The sequence below is a fragment of the Ignavibacteriales bacterium genome, from assembly GCA_016214905.1.
Classification (GTDB): domain Bacteria; phylum Bacteroidota; class Ignavibacteria; order UBA10030; family SZUA-254; genus PNNN01.
Genome location: JACRMQ010000009.1, coordinates 16,755 through 37,145 on the forward strand (window position 1 = coordinate 16,755; position 20,391 = coordinate 37,145).

The window sequence follows — 20,391 nt, forward strand, 5'->3', positions numbered from 1 at the left end:
TTATTATCTCTAAATATTTAAGACACCAAAATTTGTTTTCACAGATCATATACAGATGCGATTGATATACATAACAATTGTGCTGGGGAATCTCAAGTGGTATTAATTTATAATGGGAATGCTTTGAAATCGGTGATGTTTCTTCCGGTGGTAGAGAGCGATCTCAGATCGCACGATGTAGCCGATGAGTGTGTTTACGAAACGCACTCTACTTTTCCCTCTCCATCACAAACTTAACAAATTCCTGCAGAGATGTCTTGGAAGAAGAATCGGGAAGTGGTGCAACTGATTCAAGTGCGAGTTTAGAATATTCATCCGCGCGTTTGATCGTGTAGTCGATTCCTCCATATTGTCTTGCAAAATCGATAATTGTTTGAAGCTCTTTCTTTTTTGCTCCGTTCTTTATTGTCCGCACAATATCCTTTGCCTCTCCTTTGGGTGCCTGACTTAACGAGTAAATTAACGGCAGTGTAAGTTTTTTCTCCTGCACATCCAACCCGGTAGGTTTACCTGTAATGCTCTTGCGGCTCGTGTAATCGAGCAGATCATCGCGAATCTGAAAAACCATTCCAAGGTTTTCCCCGAACCGATGCATTGCCCTATGAACAGATTCATCTTTTGTTGCACTTGTGGCACCTATTTCGCAGCATGTTGCAAAGAGAGAGGCAGTTTTATCTGAAATAATTTTTAAATAAGTTGTTTCATCGATATCGAGATCGCGGCTTTTTTTGATCTGTAATATCTCCGCTTCACTCATTCGTCTGACAGCATCGGAGGTAATTTTTAAAAATTGAAAATCGTTGTTGTCGAGTGACAAAAGCAAACCTTTTGCAAGCATATAATCACCCATGAGAACTGCGATTTTATTTTTCCATACCGCATTGATGGAAGGAAAGCCGCGCCGAGTATCTGCATCATCAACCACATCGTCGTGTATAAGTGTTGCCGTGTGCAATATCTCAACCTGCGACGCTCCACGGTGTGTACTATCGTTTATTCCGCCGCAAGCTTTTGCAGTCAGAAGCACAAGAGCAGGGCGTATTCGCTTTCCTTTTTGCTTCACAATGTAACGTGCAATTAAATCAACAAAAGCGATTTTGGATCGTATCGCTTTCTTAAAATGAGCGTCGAAGATTTCTAAATCTTTATCGATCGGTTCTAATATTTCTTTTAAATCCATATTCAAATTATAATTAATTATGCTAATGCTGCGTTATCGCGTTTTCGTTTGGCGATTGCGGCTATCCCAATGCTTATTTCATATAGCAACAACATCGGCAGTGAAAAAACTCCCATCGTAAACGGATCGGTTGTTGGGGTTACTATCGCGGCGACAACCAATATAACCACAAACGCATGGCGGCGGTACTTGCGCATGAATTTCGGTGTTAAAATTCCTAGCCGTGAGAGAAAATAAGAAACCATCGGTAATTCGAAAATTAAACCGGAGATTAAAATTAATTGTAAGACGAAACTTACATATTCACTCACCGAAATCATATTCTGAATAGTTGATGTACCGAACGTGGCAAAGAACTGAAGCATGTACGGCATCATGATAAAATAGGCGAAAGCAACACCTGCAAAGAAACATATCGACGAAAAGAAAACGATTCCCCAAATATATTTTCTTTCCTTCGGCATAAGTCCGGGTTGTATAAATTTCCAAACCTGAAATAAAATCCATGGCGCGCTGAGAACAATGCCCGACATTAAAATAACCACCATGTAAAAAGTTATTTGTCCGTACGGAATTGTATTAATAAGCACAAGCGGAGGATTTGTGAGGCGGCTGGGACGGAGTATCGCCTCATTGACAATCCAATCGGAAAAGAAACCACAAATTGCAGTAGTTACCAGAAGCCCGATAACTGCTTTGACAATTCGCCATCTCAATTCTTCAAGATGGTCGAGGAAAGTCATTTCATTTTCCGTTTCGTCTGAAGCACCGATATTTTTATTTCGCCATTGCATGATTGGTTCAAATAAATCTAATTCGGAGAGGAGATCAAATGAATAGGCGCTTTAATATTATTGAACATAAAGTGGAAATTTCACACAAAGTTCTTTCACTTTTTGTTCTACTTGTCGGGCAATATCAAGATTACCGATATTTCTCAAAACTTCATCGATCAACTCACCAACAATCTCCATCTCCGGTTCTTTCATTCCGCGTGTTGTCAGAGCAGGTGTGCCGACACGAATACCGCTCGTTATTAACGGACTCTTATCATCGAACGGCACGCCATTTTTATTAACAGTGATTCCGGCAGGATCAAGAGCTTCCTGCGCTGCTTTGCCTGTGAGGTTTTTATTCCTTAAATCAATTAGCATTAAATGGTTATCGGTGCCACCGGAAATAATATTATATCCCAAACTCATCAATTTAGCGGCGAGTGCTTTTGCATTTTTAATTACCTGTTTCGCATATTCTTCGAATTGTGGTTGCAAATTTTCGCCAAACCCGACTGCCTTTGCAGCAATAATGTGCATTAAAGGTCCACCCTGAATTCCGGGAATAACCATCGAATCAATTAATTCCGACATTATCTTTCTTCTTCCTGATTTCGGTGCAACAATGCCGAATGGATTTTCAAAATCTTTACCCATTAAAATTAATCCGCCACGCGGACCGCGAAGTGTTTTGTGTGTTGTTGAAGTTACTACATGGCAATGGGGAAGAGGATCGTTTAATAATTTTTTTGCAATCAATCCCGCCGGATGTGCGATATCTGCAAACAAAAACGCACCAATTTTATCTGCGATAACACGGAATGCTTTATAATCGATGTTGCGCGAGTAAGCGCTTGCTCCAACTGTGATCATCTTTGGTTTTTCTTTTAAAGCGATTGACTCAACTTCATCATAATCGATGTAGCCGGTTTCCTTTTTAACACCATAGGCCACAAAATTGTAAAGCTGGCCTGAGAAATTTACCGGTGAACCGTGTGTGAGATGTCCACCATGAGAAAGATTCATGCCCATAACTTTATCACCCGGTTTTACAAAAGTGAAATAGACCGTCATGTTTGCCTGTGAACCGGAGTGCGGTTGAACATTCGAATACTCGGCACCGAATAATTTTTTCGCACGGTCTCTTGCCAAATCTTCTGCCATGTCCACATATTCACAACCGCCGTAATAGCGTTTGCCAGGATAACCTTCAGCATATTTATTTGTCATAACCGAGCCGATTGCTTCAAGGACGGCGCGGCTTACGAAATTTTCGGAAGCGATGAGTTCGAGTTTGGTATTTTGGCGATTGGTTTCGTTCTGGATAGTATTAAAAACTTCGGGGTCTTGCTGGCGTAAGGTGTTCATGGTGTTTCCCGTTTTTGTTCTGAAAATAATTTAAAGATTTGTTAGTGAATGAATTTTTTTGACCCGGATTTTATGTCTTCCTCCTTCAAAAGCAGTCGAGAGGAAAAAATTTACAATTTCTGCAACGATTTCCCATTCTGTTAAGCGAGCTCCAATGCAAAGGATGTTGGTGTTGTTATGCGCCCGTGCCCAGATTGAGGCTTCTTTTGATTCAATATTTGCAGCGCGGATACCTGAATGTTTGTTCGCCGTGATTGCCATACCAATACCTGTTCCGCAAACTAAGATACCGTATTTAGAATCACCCTTGCTCACACTTGTTGCAACTGCATGAGCATAATCAGGATAATCGCACGACGTTGTTGAATGTGTTCCAAAATCATGGAATTTAAAATTCATCGAAGTGAGAAGCGTTTTTATCTTCTCCTTATATTCAAAACCTGCATGATCGGATCCAAGTGCAATCATATTTGTTTACTCCTGAGGTGGGCGCTCAAACCAAACTTCGCCGCCGCTGAGCGAAACTGAAAGCCGAAAGATATTATCTTTTTGCAACTGATTGTCTGTTGTGCCACGAAAGCTGTATCCGAGATTTACGTTCAAGCGTGTATCTGTAAACAAAGGCGCTCCAAATCCGATTGTAAATCCTAACTCATTTAACGGTTCATTCTTCAACTTATAATAAGAAGAATTGTAAAATATTCCTGCCCGGTATGCGACCCGCTGGAAATACGGAGATGAAAGATCGCGTTTGTTAAGAAACTCTAATCCTCCGGATATACGGAAACTATTTCTGATCTCTGATGAACTGTTTCTGAAGAGAGAATATTTTTCCCAATTCTGATAGAAGAAATCACCCGCATAAAGTATCTTCTCTGTTGAATATGCGATGCCACCGCCGAACGATAAAGGTATTTCTAATTTCCCGGTAACCGCATCTGCGCTGTCTTTTAGAAATATCGTTGAGGTGTTGAATGAGTAAAATTTCTGTTCCTTCGCTTTCAATGAAGCGCCGGTTGAAATAATTCCGCCGATGGAAAGCATTTGTGATTCGGAAAGGTTCAGAATTGATTTTAATCCCGTGTATACAAATCCTGCCGTTGCACCAAAACCATTCGCTTCGACGGTTCGTGTAACTTCACTGCTTGTGTAGTTTGAACCGGTGAAAAGCTGCCTGGTCGTATAATTAAGCGTGCCTGAGTAATAATCAATTTTTAAACCGAAGTTTAATTCTGAACCGATTTTGACAGACGCGCCAAGATTTGTTTGAGATATTCCGCCATCACCTAGATATTGAATGTTATAATTGAGTGTGTCGAAAGTATTCGGAGTGATTGTATTATAATTTATTCGACTGAACGGAATAAGCCCGAAGCCGAGTGTTACACCATTGCTTGGTAAGATGGGCAGAGTAACCATTAAACCGCTGAAGGTAACACCGCTGAAAAATCGTGATTCGTTATTGTCTTTAGCCGAAATTCCCTCATACGAAGCGCCGAACGAATATCGTGTGCGATTGATCTGCGTCCATGCCGCAGGATTCATCCTGTTGATCGAAGCGGAGGTCAAGACGGCGAATGACGCACCACCCATTCCATAAGCACGACTTGAAGGAAAATATTGCAATTCTCCTATCCCATACCGTGAACTGCCGATACCGCCGTTACCGGCAAGTAAATATTGAAATCCGATAAGAATTGAAAACGAAACAATGAATATTCTCGAGTATAAAATTTTCCGTTTCATAATTATGGTAACTTTGTGTAGATGATTGATAATTTTGGTTTCAGTTGTGATGCCGCCTTATTGTTGAAAATAGAAAAATGATCGAACGAATAATTCTCAGAATAAGGTCTGATGAGCAGACCGTGGTTCGGTTCACGAACAAGCCAGCTTTGCACGATGGTTTTTATATCGGCACGATAAATTTTATATCCGTTCTTGATTACAGGTGAGCAAAGTGTTCCGAGAGCGGTTGAATCGAAAGGATAGTAATTTTTTCGAATCAAGTGAACTAAAAGTGAATCGTGGGTGCGCGAAATTGACAGAGGATCACTTGTATCGGATGATAGTTCAAGTATCGCGCGAGTTATGCTGATATGTTTCGGTAAACTATTCAAGTTGAACTGAATTTTCCCGCGATAACCGATCCCGCTCTGTACTAAAATTGTTGTATCTACAATCGGTATTGCCGCATTCGAGACGAATGTGGTTTGTACCGCATTTTTTATGAAATGTTTGATCGTATCGCCTGTGATATGATATGCAATCGTAAGCTTTGGTGATTTATCCGCAAGTGTTAAAAATCTGGATCCTATAATAATATCGCTGCCATCTAAACCCGGCACCAAAAGAATACCGTTGGGCTTATCTATCTTGTTCCGAACCCATTTCTCAGCGAGAGAATCTATCGGGATGTTGATGTTTTTTAGTCCGGTAAATGATTGTTGAAAATCATATTTGACAGTCGGGTTATAGGAACCATCCAACGAATCCCACAAAAAAGTAGATTGGTCCCAATTTACATTCATCTCATAGATTCCGAAGCGAATGTTCCCGATGGTATCTGGGACGGAATAATTGAGATTGAGAGTAACATACGCAGTGTCTATGATTGCCGAATCGGGAACTGATGTTATTTCAGAGAATTGCATAAGGCCGCGAGATTCGATATTTGAACCTCCGGTTGAATACTTTCCTACCATAATATGTGAAGTGCCGCTAAATCGGTATAAAAAAGATGTATCGGCAGTTGAAAATAATTCAGTAGTTGCCACCGAAAGTGTGTCGTATGGTGAGATCATCCCGGTGCCGAGGATGCCCGGATCATCGCTGCATCCGGGGAGAATACCGGCAATGATTATTGCTAAAATAAAAATATAATTTATGTATTTCATGAGGTTTTGATGGTTTCAGGTGATTGTTTGTTAATATTTTCTCGTATAAAATTCATTGCTTCAATTAAATCATTCGCAATAAAATCTATGTGAATATTGTTAAGACGACAGATTTTTAATTCTTCATTGCCATAACCGGTAAGGACAAGAATCGTTCGTGCGCCGCAATTGTTCCCGGTTTGGATGTCGATCATTTTATCTCCAACAACAAAAGATTTTAACAGATCGACATTGTGGTCTTTTGCCGCCTGATGAAGCATTCCGGTTTTCGGTTTACGGCATTCGCAATCTCTTCTGTATCGCTCAGATCCGAATTCGGGATGATGCGGGCAGTAATACAATCCATCAATCCTGGCGCCTTTGTTTTTAAGCTGAGTCGTTAATTCAGAATGAATTATTTCAAGTTCATTTTCGGTTAAAAGACCGCGAGCAATACCCGATTGGTTTGTGACGATGAAGAGAAGTAAGCCAAGTTCGTTCGCAAAGCGAATGGCTTCGGCTGATTCAGCAAGAAGTTGAATTTGTGAGGGGGAACGAAGATAATCCACTTCTTCAACGATCGTTCCATCGCGATCTAAAAAAATGCCGGCGCGGTTCATCCGTTGTTCTTTGATAGATCCCTATAAATATCGATGAGTGTTTGGGCGATATGCGAGTGCCCTGAACCATTTTCAGACTTCATCGATACGATGGCTGACTTCCGTTTATGCAAAATTTTTCCAACATCGTCGCAGGGTTCTTTCCAAATACCTTTATCGGCTCTGCTTCCGAATGTCGTGATTACATCTGCAAACGATAAACCCATCTTCATGAAGTTCAATCTATCCGAGTCTTGACCGTTACCGTTATTCCGAAAGTGATCAAATGGGAGCCCCGATTTATCTAACGAGCTTTTTGGAAACGAAGCGTGGGGAGACATGTTGTAAACAGTAAATACTGTCCGGACATTTTTAAAATAAGGATCATTTTTATAGATAGTCTTTAAATAAGCCGGAATCAAGCCTGCCTGCCAATCGTTACAATGAATAATGTCGGGTTGCCAATGGAGACGTTTCAAAGTTTCCAAGACACCGCGGCAGAAAAAAATAAATCGTTCATCATTGTCGGGAAAATATTTTTTTGTTTCAGGATGAAAATACAATCCATCGCGGTCAAAATACCGATCGTTCGAGAGAAAATAAACAAGAACTTTATGATTATCGCTGCACAAGTATGATGATTTTACATGGGCATGCTCGAACGTGGCGGCGATCGGGACTTCAATGTCTTTCATGCGGAGGAGGTTATGCAGTTGAAAACGCCGATTACTGATTGAGCTGTATCCCGGCAGCATAACCCGGATATCATGGCCGAGCGATTTCAATATTTTTGGTAAATTGCCTGCAATGTCACCGATGGCACTTGTCTTGATAAATGGATCGGCTTCGCTTGCTACAAAAAGTATCCCTATTGGTTTTGGCATGATGTCCGATTATTATGAGGAAATCTGATAGATTTGCAATACAATTTACGAATATTTCGCCAAAAAAACAACAATATTCTTGACATTCTTGAAAACTTTCTATATATTTATTCAAGAAAATATTTCATCAACCGGAGCTTTCTTTATCGATTTTGTTAAAGGTTAACATCAAAAAGTCCATAACTGCGTAAGCAGATATCATTTTTTTAATTTGTCATCAATATTGAAACCTTTAACATCATATATAGAGAGAGAAAATCGGTTAATCCACCGAATGTCTCACATAAGTCGATATTCGGTTTTTTGTTTTTATAACTTGCCGATCTTTAGAATATCCTTAGGAATTTTAATCATCCTGCTATCGTGTTCAACTATACTGGACGCTCAAGATGTGCGCGTAATTCAGTCTGATGCGGCAGGTTGCACTATTCAGTTCTCTCCAACTTATTCTTCACCGGAAACTCTTTTGGTCGATGGATTTCAAACAATCCGCTACAGTTTCGCGAAAGCAATCCATTATTCTGAAGCAAAATCCGGAGAACCGGAAATTCTGGTCCGCTCAACTCTTGTACAGATGCCCGGATTGTTAGGTAATACGGTTTCGATACTGCAAAGTGAATATGAAGAAATTCAGAATGTTTTAATTCCGCCGGTACCTTATTCTGCGCGGAATTCAGTTGGAATGACTGCTGAGTATCGTTTTGATCCGGACTTATACAATCGGAACGGATTCGCTCCAGTCAATTTAGCGTGGATCGATCATATCGGAGAAACGCGAGGAATGTTCTTGGGATCGTTGCGTATATCTCCAATCCAATTTGATCCTATTCGAAAAATATTACGTAGATATACACGATTGGTTATTCGAGTGAACTTTGGAATACCCGATCTATTACATCGTGCCGGTCAGCTCCGCAACGATCTGACTGGGAGCAATATCATAAATCAGTCCATAGTAGCGGTTACCGATCGACTTACAACAAGCGGTAAAGTTAACAGTGTTCTTAGCGAAGGGACATGGTATCGGTTCGATGTAAGAGAAGACGGAATGTATAAGCTTACAGGTCAAATTTTACTCAATACCGGAGTACCTGCAAATACTGATCCGAACACAATCAAAGTGTACTCAAACGGCGGTATGAGAACACCGATCGATGTTAGTACCTACTATCCGGATGATCTTGTTCAGAATGCTGTCGAGATTTTTGATGGTGGTACAGCCGGACATTTAGACCCGACCGATTATATAATATTTTACGGAAAAAGTTCGCGCGGATGGAAATATAATCCGTCATCTAAGATGTTTTCACATTATATCAATTATTTTGATGATCGGAGTTTTTATTGGATAACTTACGGTGGTGCTATCTCGAAGCAAGTTGCGAAAGTTACGAATCCATTCCAGACTGCCGGATTTGTCCCCCAGACCGTTGAAGCTAAAATATTCCGTGAAGATGATAAATCGAATTTATTCAGTTCAGGGATTGAGTGGATGGGAGAATCTTTTCTCGGAGGCGGGCAGATTGTGTATCGTCATCAGCTCCCCGGTTTGGATCTCACCCAACCGATGCGCTATAAATTTAATATCGGTGCGTTATCGGTAGCGTATTCATCATTTGAAATTTATGAGCATGATTCACTGCTGTCTACCTCATCTATTCGCGGTGATGGCGGCGACTATCCGAATTATATATCCGTCACAACGCCGTTTATCGGAAGGATTCCAAACTTTACAGATGGACAATCGGTATTGAGATTCCGGTATAATAATTCTTCAGCGGGGCGCGGTTATATCGATTGGTATGAAATATTTTACCGGCAAGTGCTGAGGGCTCAGAATGATATATTTTCGTTTCATACGAATGATACAAGTGCGATCGCTGAATACCGTGTCTCAGGTTTCGGCGGTGGCAACGTTTTTGTTTTTGATGTTTCAAAATATGACAGTCTTATTAAAATAGAGACCACTCAAATTTCAATGGATACCTGCACATTCCAATTAGCATTGAATGCCGGAACAACGAGGGAAATATTTGCAATTGGTCAGAATGGTTTTAAAATACCAGGAACTATAACATCCGTTCAAAATCAGAATTTACACGGTGACGCTAACGAAGCAGAGTTCGTTATCGTAACACATAAAGATTTTATTTCTACTGCCGAAAGGTTAAAACAACATCGAGAGGGAAAAAGTAAAAATCCGATCTCGACTCAAGTTTTCGACATTGAAGAAATTTACAATGAATTTGGCGGAGGTTCAAGTTCTCCCGTCGCGGTCAGAAACTTTTTGAAATATGCTTACCTCAACTGGCAAAAACCTCCGAAATATCTATTGCTTCTGGGAGACGGAGATTTTGATTATAAACGCACATTGGGATCAGATGAACCAAATTGGGTTCCACCGTGGGAATCTACTGAATCGTTTATTCAATTGTATTCGTATGCAAGCGATGATCTCTACGGTGTTTTTTTTACGGGAGAAAGAGTGAACCTTGGTATCGGCAGGTTACCGGTTCGATCCGTAACCGAAGCGAATAATGTTATTGATAAAATAATTGAGTATGAAACTGAGTCTGTTCCGGATATCTGGAAACTCAGATTTACTTTTGTTGCAGATGACGGACCGGGTGTACCAGATAGAAATGATCGATCAATTCACATGGCGCATGCTGAAGGTATCGCTGCCATGGTCCCGGCATTGTTTGAGAAAAGGAAGATATATATCTACGAAAATCCGACAGTATATACACCAGCCGGTAGGCGTAAACCAACAGCGAATCTTGCAATTCGAAATGCAATAAACCAAGGGAGTCTTGTTTTAAATTTTGCCGGGCACGGAAATCCGCGCCTCTGGACACATGAAGCTATTTTTGTTAAAGAAACCGATTTTCCCTTGCTGACGAATAAGGGAAAATATTTTTTCTTAGTTGCGGCAACATGCAATTATTCGAATTTCGATTTGCTGACAGATCAATCAGGGGGTGAATTACTCATGTTAATGAAAAATGCAGGCGCAATTGGCGTTTTCTCGGCTCTTCGCCCGGTTTACGCAGATGCTAACTATGCACTGAATGTTGATTTATATACGCATCTTATAGATACAACACGTAACGGTACTGTTAAAACAAAACGGTTGGGAGATATCATCTTCCAAACCAAGCAGCAATTTCCTGATCTTGTGAATGATAGGAAATATTTTCTTATTGGAGATCCTTCTCTGGAGCTTCAGTTCCCGAAACTTGTCGCTTCTGTAGACAGCATAAACCATATTGCCAACACTGAACCTGTCCGGCTTCAGGCGTTGAGCAGGACTGAGATAGATGCGACAATCCGGGATACAAGTTCAAATCCACTTCATCAAATTTCAGGTCGAGCACAACTCGCGGTTTACGATGCCGATAGGACTAATATAATCAATGCTCCCGAATTGGGGAACGGTTTTAAATATTCTACCTCAGGTTCTATATTATTCCGTGGCCAGGATACAATCGTTGGTGGAAATATGAAAGGTGAGTTTATTGTTCCTAAAGATATTTCTTACTCGAATTCTCCGGGCAGGGTGGTTATTTATTTTACAAGCGATTCTGCCGACGGCGCAGGATTCACGAAGAATATTCTTATGAATGGCACAGATACAAATGCCGTTGCGGATAATAAAGGTCCTCAGATTGCATTATATTTCGACCGACGCAGTTTCAAACCTGGCGATGTTGTGAGTTCATCACCGATGCTATTAGCCGACTTTGTTGATTCAAGCGGAATAAATACATCGGGTGGTGGAATTGGGCACCGACTTGAAGCATGGTTAGATAACAATTCAGAGAGCATCGATCTTTCTGAATATTACAAGAGTAAAGTCAATACCTATCGGCTCGGGTCGGTGGAATATCCGCTCGGATCACTCAGTAATGGAACTCATACTCTCCGATTGCGTGCGTGGGATACATATAATAATTCTTCAACTGAAGAGACGATGTTCAACGTGGTATCTGGCGCGGGATTATCGCTCTCAAATATTCTTAATTATCCTAACCCTATATCGAACGCTACATATTTTACATTCGAGCATAATCAGGTAAACGCCATAGATGCTGAAGTAAAAATCTACACTGTTGCCGGAAGAATGATTCAATCGGTATCACGCAAAGGAATAACGGATCGCTTTGTGAAGATATATTGGGATGGATTTGATAAGGATGGAGATCGTTTGGCAAATGGGGTCTACTTATATAAAGTGACAGCTAAAACGTCAGACGGTCGATTTAACTCAGAGAGTGTTGGAAAATTAACAATTTTACATTGAATAATTATCAGGTGTTTGAAGTTGCTTATAAAAATCAAAGGTAGTACATTTAATAAAATGGTTGGAGAATCCAATAGAATATTCATCATTTAATCGTAATTTTCAAAAGGTAAAAGATATGAGATCAAAAATATCCGGGAAAAAGATATCCCACATTTTCTTCATTTCTGTTGCGCTTATTATGTTTGCGTCGCAGATGTTCGGGCAAGGTGAATCGGCTGTGCCTTTTCTGCTTATTGCTCCTAATGCCCGTGCAGACGGTATGGGCGAATCGGGCGTTGCTCTTTCGGATGACGGAGCGGCATCTTACTGGAACCCCGGCGGACTCGCATTTGAAAAATATCAAGAAATCAGTATCACCCATTCTAATTGGTTGCCTCAATTTCATTTATCCGATCTCTTTTATGAATTTCTGGCGTACAGAAATAATATCGAAGATTGGGGTGGCACGGTTTCCGGGAGTATTATCTATTTGAATCTCGGTGAATTCAACCGCCGTGGTGAAAACAACGAAGACCTTGGGACTTTCAAAGCTTACGAGTTTGCCGTAACAGCAGGATACGCTACTAAAGTTATATCTGAACTCGGAGTTGGAGTGAATCTTCGATTTATTTACAGCGCTCTCGATCCGCAAAAATCTCAGAATCAGGCGCGTGGTGTTGCATCAACCGTCAGTTTTGATCTGGGTGCACTCTGGAAACCACAATCGCTGGTGCTTCCGGGTCTCGGAGATATTGAGGATCGATTCGCAGTCGGTTTAAATTTGTCTAATCTCGGTCCGAAGCTTACTTACATTCAACAAGCTCAAGCAGATCCGCTTCCAACCAATTTGCGTCTTGGATTCGCGGTGAAAATAATCAAGAGTGAATTTAACAACATCACTGGTACACTCGATTTCAGCAGAATGTTGGTGCGTCGGTATCCCGCCGATACTTTAAAGGATGCTGAAGGTAATCCGGTTCAACCATTGGTTGTAACGGAATCTCACGTCGATAATCTCCCGAAGTCGTTGGTTTCTGCATGGGGATCCGGAGGATTGAAAAAAGTTACAATTGCAGGGGGACTTGAATACTGGTACGGCAGTCCGAAATTATTCGCGTTACGCTGGGGATATTTTTACGAACATCCGAACTATGGAAACAGAAAGTTCATGACTTTCGGCGCAGGTATCCGGTACGATATCTATGGTTTCGATTTCAGTTATCTGTCGGCAATCGAAGAAGGTCATCCGCTAAGCGAAACGCTCCGCTTCACACTTATCATGTCGTGGGGTGGCGAGGACGAAGAATAATCAAGTTTTATTTCATCAAAGAAATATAATTTATAATTGAATCGACACCTGCGGGTGTCGATTCATTCTTTAAGCAATCAATAATTCAGGCGAGACAACTGTGCAAAATAAAATCATCGCGATAATACTTATCTCGTTTTTCATAGGTCCATTATTATCATTCGGTCAAAATAAATTTCAACCGGTTTTTGATCATTCGTTAACGGTTGAGCAAGATTATTTTTCTCAAACTGTCTCGAAACCAGAAACTTCGCTCAGAGTTCTTGCGGTTATGGTTGATTTCCAAACAGACACTGATTCAAGAACCACAGGAGATGGTCATTTCGATCTTCACGACACGTCAAAAAAATTTCTTGACGCACCGCCTCATAATTGTGCTTATTTTAAACAACATCTTGCATTCCTAAAAAATTATTATGAAAAAGTTTCAGACAATGTATTAAATGTCTCTTTTGAGTTGCTCGACAGCATTTACTGTCTACCTCATGAAATGAAATATTACAGTCCGTCAAAATCGAGCAAGAAAAATGTTGAGCTCGGTTATCTCGTCAAGGATACGTGGGAATTGGTAGATTCGATCGCTGCAGCAACTCACCAGCATGTAGATTTTCAACAGTATAATACTTTCATAATTTTTCACGCGGGTGTTGGAAGAGATATCGATCTTGCATCACTCTACGGTTACGATCCGACACCTTATGATATTCCTTCGTTGTACGTAAATCTTAAATCGATGCAGGTAATGTATAATGATGATAGTTTCGCAGGTATTGCGGTCGATAGCGGACGATTTCACATTACTAGTTCAATGATTTTACCGGAAACCGAAACGCGCGATCAGGTGCCATTCCCGTTAGGAATTAACGGTTTAGTTGTTGCATCTGTTGCTAGCCATCTTGAACTGCCGGATTTGTTCAATACGAAAAACGGCAGATCTGCAATCGGGCGCTTCGGATTGATGGACGGTCAGGCAATTTTCAGTTGGAACGGGGCGTTCCCGCCGGAACCTTCTGCCTGGGAAAAACAATATTTAGGTTGGATTAAACCAATTGAAATAAAAATTTCTGATTCGACTTATATTTTACCTGCAAAAAGTTTAGCGGGAAGTTTAGATACAACATTGAAAGTCAGTATCAGCTCGAAAGAATATTTTTTAATTGAAAATAGAAACCGCGACGCAAATCGCGATGGTGCGATTGTTACAATGGTTGTTGGCAAAGACACGATTAAAAAACAATGGCTAAGAGATACGTCAAATTTTAATTCCATTGACCAGGATTCTTTGTTCGGAACGATTATCGATGTCGATGAATTCGACTGGAGCTTGCCGGGTGGTGTTGACAGCCGGACAAAAACATTTTATGACGGTGGAATTCTCATCTGGCACATTGATGAAAATATTATTGATCAGAATATTGCTACAAATACGATCAATGCCGATGTCAATAGGCGGGGAGTTAATTTGATGGAAGCCGACGGCTCGCCAGATATCGGTCAATCTTATGGTTTATTGGATCCGGGTTCAGGAAGTGAAAACGGCACCGCACTCGATTATTGGTTCTCAGGCAATTCAGCCCCGTTAAGAAAATACGACACGACAGGTTTTACACCAACATCTTATCCGAGCAGCAATAGTAACACCGGAGCTAACAGTCATATTTACATTAATCGATTTTCGGAACGCGGTCCGAGCATGAGCGCAAGAATAAAAATTGGGGATGAGCAGATTTTACCGCTTCCCCAATTCCCGAAATTTGTTGGGAAAAATTATAAATGCAACTCAGTCACTGCACTGGGATATGAATCCGGAAATCAGGGATTGATAATTTCGGCAAATCCGCCTGATGACACTGTGGCCCATGAATATAATTCACCTGCTATTTATGCATGGAAATATGACGGCTCGCCTTTAATAGCCGGTGTTGATTCTACATCTTTGTCGCCGTTACAATATCCGAGCGCGAAGTTTGTTGGAAAAACTGCGATAAAAGATTTTTCTGGCGATTTCATTCCTGATCTCGCTACTGGTGTTTGGGTTGATAATTCTCCGTTACAAAGTTATCTCCTCGGCTGGTCGATGGTTGATAGCCAACCCGATCAAAAATTAGACACATTATTTTCATTCGGTGTTGTGCACGCTATATCGACTTCAGCGGTAATTTCAGATTCATTCGTTGCTTATGGTACGAAAGGCGGATCAATATATTTTGTTAAGAGCAGCGGTAGTATTACAGGTGCAGTGAGTTTAAATGTTTTCGATTCAACCGAGATTGTTGGGTTAAATCTACTCACTAGCAATAGCTATATAGCTTTGTCAGCTATAGGGGATGTTCGGAAAATTTCTCCATACACTTCAGAAGTGTTGAGCCCCATCAAACAATTTGGTCATACTTTTAATGCTCCAGCAGCATCGGCATTAATTTCCGGAAATTCATATTGGAAAGATCAGATAGGGCGTTGCATTGCCTTTGCATCGAGCGATGGATACATTTATCTCGTTGATAGTTCATTAAATTTACTAAATGGATTTCCGATTGCAACCGGTAGCGAAATTAATAATTCTCCCGCAATCGGTGATGTTGACGGTGATAATATAAAAGATATTGTAGTTTTCGGCGGAAATAAAATATACGCCGTGAACGCGACGGGAGCGTACTTAGATAATTATCCGATAACAGTTCCAAGTCAAAAACCAATTCTTACATCTCCCAGCATTGCGGATGTTAATGGAGACGGACTTGTTGATATTGTTGCGGTTACACAGGAAGGAATTGTTGTAGCATACAATTCACAAGGAAGGATGGTAAACGGTTTCCCGCTCCTCTCCGGACCAAACAGCGGATCTACACCTGCAGTTTTTTATATGAATAGTGTCTGCCTCAGTTGTGTTGATATAGGATTGGCTGTCGGCTCGGATGACGGTTTTGTTTATGCGTGGAAAACCGGTGGAATAGTTACAGGTCTTACCGCTCCTCCAATTATGCCTTGGCCCCAATATCTTCACGATGCACAGAATACCGGAATGAGCGCCGAAGTGAGTGCTCCAATTTCCAAAAGCGATAATTATTTGCCTGCAGAGCGAGCATACAATTGGCCCAATCCCGTAACAGCAGCCGATAATTTTATAACGCATTTCCGCTACTATGTAAAAGAAAACTCGACCATCCGTATAAAAATTATAGACCAGGCAGGTGATTTAGTTACACAATTTGAAAAAACCGGTGTTGGTGGAATCGATAATGAGTTTGAATGGGATGCATCCGCTTTACAAAGCGGAGTATATTATGTGCACGTTGAAGCAAACGGATCATCAGGCAGCGGTCATTCAATTTTTAAAATGGCAATAGTCCGGTAACATCTTGTGCGGTCGATTATTTTTATTTTACTATCATTATTTCTCGTCTCTTGCCGCGAAATCGAATCACCTGCCGATCTCGGAAGCATCAACGGTTATGAAGTCAGAGGCAGGGTTTCAACCGCGAACGGGATACCGATCGATAGCGTTCAAGTCAGTTTATATTACTATTACGATTATGTCGGTAACAAACAGCTTGATACCGTGGAGATAATAATAACAGACACGATGCAAGTTCTTGATGTTACCGTTTTTACGAATAAATTCAAAGAGGTGCGAAAAATATTTTCAGGAAGATGGGGAATACTCGGTCCCGTTCATCACATTTACTGGAACGGTCGCGATGATAACAACTTGCCCGCACCGAGCGGTTTATATTACATGGTCTTCACTCTCGATAGTACCGTTGTAAAACAAAATAAAATGATTATCGACGGAAATGTTACAACTGTTACAGATTATTACGGCAGGTTCGCTTTACCGGACGAAACTCTTCCTGTCGGCGTTCTTTTCGATGCCTATAACGACGATGGAAGTTTTCACGGGGTTTTAAAAATTGAACCGAAGATCGCGCTCGTATTGAATAAACGGCAAAGCGTTGCAACGTATGAATCGATTTACCTGACGAACAATACAATCACATCACTCGCTCTGACATTAGAATAATTGGCTATGAAATATTATATACTCTCCATTTTTATTTTCATTCTATCTTTAACTCTTTCAGCTCAAGAAGATTTTTATCACCCCGAGCTTGAATGGCGGACGATTCAAACCGAACATTTTAATATCCACTACCATCCCGGGGTTGAAAGAACCGCGCGTGTTGTGGCAAAGATTGCGGAAGATATTTACGAACCCGTGACGTCCTTCTATCAATACAAACCCGACAGTAAAATAAGTTTTATAATGAAGGATTACGATGATTTTTCAAACGGCGCGACTTATTTTTTCGATAACAAGATAGAAATATGGGCATCTGCGCTCGATTTCGATCTTCGAGGCTCACATAATTGGTTGAGAAATGTTATCACGCACGAATTTACGCACATGATTCAAATTCAGACCACTTTAAAATTCGGACGTAAAGTTCCGGCTTTTTATTTGCAATGGCTGCAGTACGAATCGGAGCGGAGGACCGATGTTTTGTATGGTTATCCGAACGGTATTGTTTCTTATCCCGTATCCGGATTTGTTGTGCCGGCATGGTTCGCTGAAGGTGTAGCTCAATATAACCGACGGGAATTTGCGTACGACTGGTGGGATGCGCACAGGGATATGATACTTCGAATGTACATCCTCGACGGCAACATGCTGTCGTGGAATCAAATGGCGACTTTCGGTAAAACAAGTCTTGGAAATGAATCGGCTTACAATTCAGGATTCGCGCTTGTGCGTTATATCGCCGAACGTTATGGCGAAGATAAACTTCGGGAAATATCTTATAATCTTCGTTCACTCACTGCTTTCTCCATAGATGGAGCGATTGAAAAAGCGATCGGTAAAGGCGGTAAAGAATTGTACAACGAGTGGATTAATTACCTGAGAAACGATTACGGTGAAAGAATTTCTGGCGTGAAAGCAAATCTTATTTCGGGAGAGATAATCGGAAGCGTTGGTTTTGGAAATTTTTATCCGCACTTCTCACCTGATGGTAAATCGATTGCGTATATCAGTAATAAAGAATCGGATTATTTCGGTACTTCATCTCTGTATCTCTACGATATTAATTCAAAAAAAGAAAAACTTCTAAAAGCGGGAGTAAGATCTAATTTTTCCTGGAGTCGGGATGGTAAAAAAATCTACTACTCAAAACTCACGCGCGATAACCCGCATTGGTCGAATATTTTTGATATCTTTTGCTTCGACCTTGAAAGTGAAGAAGATACGCGGATAACAACAGGGTTACGCGCGGACGCACCTTCGGTATCGCCGGATGGAAGTAAAATTGTTTATGTTTCCGGGGCAGATGGAACTTTAAATATTTCCACGATGGATTTAGACGGAAATAATGTTAAGCAGCTTACATCTTATAAAAATGGTGAGCAGATTTTTAATCCGTCGTGGTCGCCTGATGGTTTAAAAATTCTTTTCGATTACTCTATAAAAGACGGTAGAGATTTGGCATTAATACCGACAACAGGGGGGCAAATCGAATTTGTTTTCTCAACCCCCGACGACGAACGAAACGGTACATTCACTTCTGATGGGAAAAGTATTATATTTTCATCCGATAAAACCGGTATCTTCAATATTTATGAATACGATATTGAGACTAAGCAGGTGGTTCAAAAATCAAATGTATTGGGAGGAGCGTTCATGCCGAACGCAACCGCAGATGGACAGATCGCTTTCGCTTCTTACACTTCCACAGGATATAAAATCGCATACATGGAGACGATGCAATGTCTGGGTAACGTACCATCTTATGTTCGTTCGCAAACATTTCAATCACACACCACCGATACTTCTTTAAGCAGTTCACGCAATTGGAAATCACTCCGGTTTTATGATGACACACAACTCCCCGAATTTAAAGAAGGATCGTATAAGGCATCATCGTCAGGGTTGGCGTTTATTCCATTTCTGCGTGTCGATAATTATAATCCTAAAAATAAGGGAATCGACATGCTCAAGTTGGGATTGTACATGTACTCTTACGATGTTCTCGACAGATATGGATTTTTTGCCGGCGGCGCGATCAATAAAAAAGGTGAACGCGATCTATTCTTGACATTCGATTATCGCGGAAAAGTGCCGGGGCTATTTCAACTTGGAGCGGAACCGACTGTCGCGTTTGAAGTGTATAATATAACGCGGAAGACAGATGTCTCAATCGGATTCCCGTTAGATACATTATCGGTTGGGGTAACATACAATCTGCTTGAGTTCGATGCCGTGTTCAGGCATAAATTATTTTTAGAAAATCTTGATCTTGAACTTCGATATGCTCACAGCAGGTATAGTGCTACTATCGGTTCTTTCATTCTTCCCGATCCATCGCCGGAAATCGGCAATCCATTGATTCCCGCATTCAGCGATTTATACCTCATCGGTAATAACATTTCTGCCAACTTTGAATTTCGAGCTTTAAAACCATCACGAACAACCGAGATAAATCCGATTGGCAGGAAAATCCGATTGAAGTATGAATTCGAAACAAATAAATATAATCCTACCGGTGAATATGATTATAAAGATGGAGCATTAATTGCCAGATATCAGCGAGTAAGATTTCATCGACTAGAAACACGGTGGACAGAATACACGAAACTTCCCGGATGGAAGCATACGCTATCGGCACAGTTGCGTGGCGGTACCATATTTGGTCCACCTCAGGATAATTTCTTCAATTATTATATCGGCGGTTTGGCAGGTATGAAGGGATATACTTTTTACTCGCTTGGCGGTAATGAATACGCGATGGCAAATGCCACTTATCGATTTCCGATCTTTGAAGATATTGACACAAGAATTTTACATATGATCTTCAACCAGCTTTACGGTGCGGTTTACGGAGATATCGGTAATGCCTGGACGGGTGGCGGATTGACGGGTAAAAAATTTAAAAAAGATGCCGGTGTTGAATTACGACTCGAAGCATTTTCGTATTATGCTTTCCCGACAAGAATATTTCTGAGTGCAACTTACGGTTTCGATAAATTTAATTATCAGATGGAATCGAGCAAGAAAATAGTAACATACGGAAAAGAGTGGAGTTTTCACTTCGGCGTACTTTTCGGATTCGACTTCGATTAAAGA

At 40.9% G+C, this 20,391-nt stretch carries 13 protein-coding genes; 5 read left to right on the forward strand and 8 right to left on the reverse strand.

The genetic code is table 11. The features are described 5' to 3' along the window. Nucleotides 1–208: 208 nt before the first annotated feature. From HZB59_13595 to HZB59_13630, 8 genes are read right to left on the reverse strand one after another with little or no spacing between them, the layout of a single operon-like run. On the reverse strand, nt 209–1,180 hold the full coding sequence (locus tag HZB59_13595) for a polyprenyl synthetase family protein (GenBank protein MBI5022463.1): 972 nt from the start codon (nt 1,178–1,180) through the stop codon (nt 209–211). Nucleotides 1,181–1,197: 17 nt separating this feature from the next. Continuing rightward, nucleotides 1,198–1,974 carry a twin-arginine translocase subunit TatC gene (gene tatC, locus HZB59_13600; GenBank protein ID MBI5022464.1) on the reverse strand — a complete coding sequence of 259 codons (777 nt, stop codon included), beginning with the start codon at nt 1,972–1,974 and terminating at the stop codon, nt 1,198–1,200. Nucleotides 1,975–2,031: 57 nt separating this feature from the next. Then, nucleotides 2,032–3,321 (reverse strand): serine hydroxymethyltransferase, encoded by a 1,290-nt coding sequence (locus HZB59_13605; GenBank protein MBI5022465.1) that lies wholly within the window; start codon nt 3,319–3,321, stop codon nt 2,032–2,034. A 30-nt stretch (nt 3,322–3,351) separates the two neighbouring features. Further along, nucleotides 3,352–3,789 carry a ribose 5-phosphate isomerase B gene (gene rpiB / locus HZB59_13610; GenBank protein ID MBI5022466.1) on the reverse strand — a complete coding sequence of 146 codons (438 nt, stop codon included), beginning with the start codon at nt 3,787–3,789 and terminating at the stop codon, nt 3,352–3,354. Between the two features lie 6 nt (nt 3,790–3,795). Further along, nucleotides 3,796–5,067 carry a hypothetical protein gene (locus HZB59_13615; protein ID MBI5022467.1) on the reverse strand — a complete coding sequence of 424 codons (1,272 nt, stop codon included), beginning with the start codon at nt 5,065–5,067 and terminating at the stop codon, nt 3,796–3,798. A gap of 2 nt (nt 5,068–5,069) precedes the next feature. Beyond that, complete coding sequence (locus tag HZB59_13620) at nt 5,070–6,218, reverse strand: DNRLRE domain-containing protein (protein ID MBI5022468.1); 1,149 nt, start codon at nt 6,216–6,218, stop codon at nt 5,070–5,072. Then, nucleotides 6,215–6,817, reverse strand: coding sequence for an HAD family hydrolase (locus HZB59_13625; GenBank protein ID MBI5022469.1), 603 nt, complete (start codon nt 6,815–6,817; stop codon nt 6,215–6,217). The genes HZB59_13620 and HZB59_13625 overlap by 4 nt, the downstream gene beginning before the upstream one ends. Continuing rightward, a complete protein-coding gene (locus HZB59_13630) occupies nt 6,814–7,680 on the reverse strand; it encodes a glycogen/starch synthase (protein ID MBI5022470.1) in 867 nt (288 codons plus the stop codon). Before HZB59_13630 ends, HZB59_13625 begins: the two co-directional genes overlap by 4 nt. Before the next feature lie 391 nt (nt 7,681–8,071). Here HZB59_13630 and porU point away from each other — a divergent pair, with 391 nt between their 5' ends. From porU to HZB59_13655, 5 genes are all read left to right on the forward strand, one after another. Continuing rightward, entirely contained in the window at nt 8,072–11,983 is a 3,912-nt protein-coding gene (gene porU, locus HZB59_13635) for a type IX secretion system sortase PorU (GenBank protein MBI5022471.1), read from the forward strand. 118 nt (nt 11,984–12,101) lie between these two features. Beyond that, a complete protein-coding gene (gene porV / locus HZB59_13640; GenBank protein MBI5022472.1) occupies nt 12,102–13,274 on the forward strand; it encodes a type IX secretion system outer membrane channel protein PorV in 1,173 nt (390 codons plus the stop codon). A 100-nt stretch (nt 13,275–13,374) separates the two neighbouring features. After that, nucleotides 13,375–16,629, forward strand: coding sequence for a T9SS type A sorting domain-containing protein (locus HZB59_13645; protein MBI5022473.1), 3,255 nt, complete (start codon nt 13,375–13,377; stop codon nt 16,627–16,629). Nucleotides 16,630–16,635: 6 nt separating this feature from the next. Further along, complete coding sequence (locus HZB59_13650) at nt 16,636–17,295, forward strand: hypothetical protein (GenBank protein ID MBI5022474.1); 660 nt, start codon at nt 16,636–16,638, stop codon at nt 17,293–17,295. An 18-nt stretch (nt 17,296–17,313) separates the two neighbouring features. Further along, nucleotides 17,314–20,388: a PD40 domain-containing protein gene (locus HZB59_13655; protein MBI5022475.1), complete on the forward strand. Its 3,075-nt coding sequence runs from the start codon at nt 17,314–17,316 to the stop codon at nt 20,386–20,388. Nucleotides 20,389–20,391: the final 3 nt, after the last annotated feature.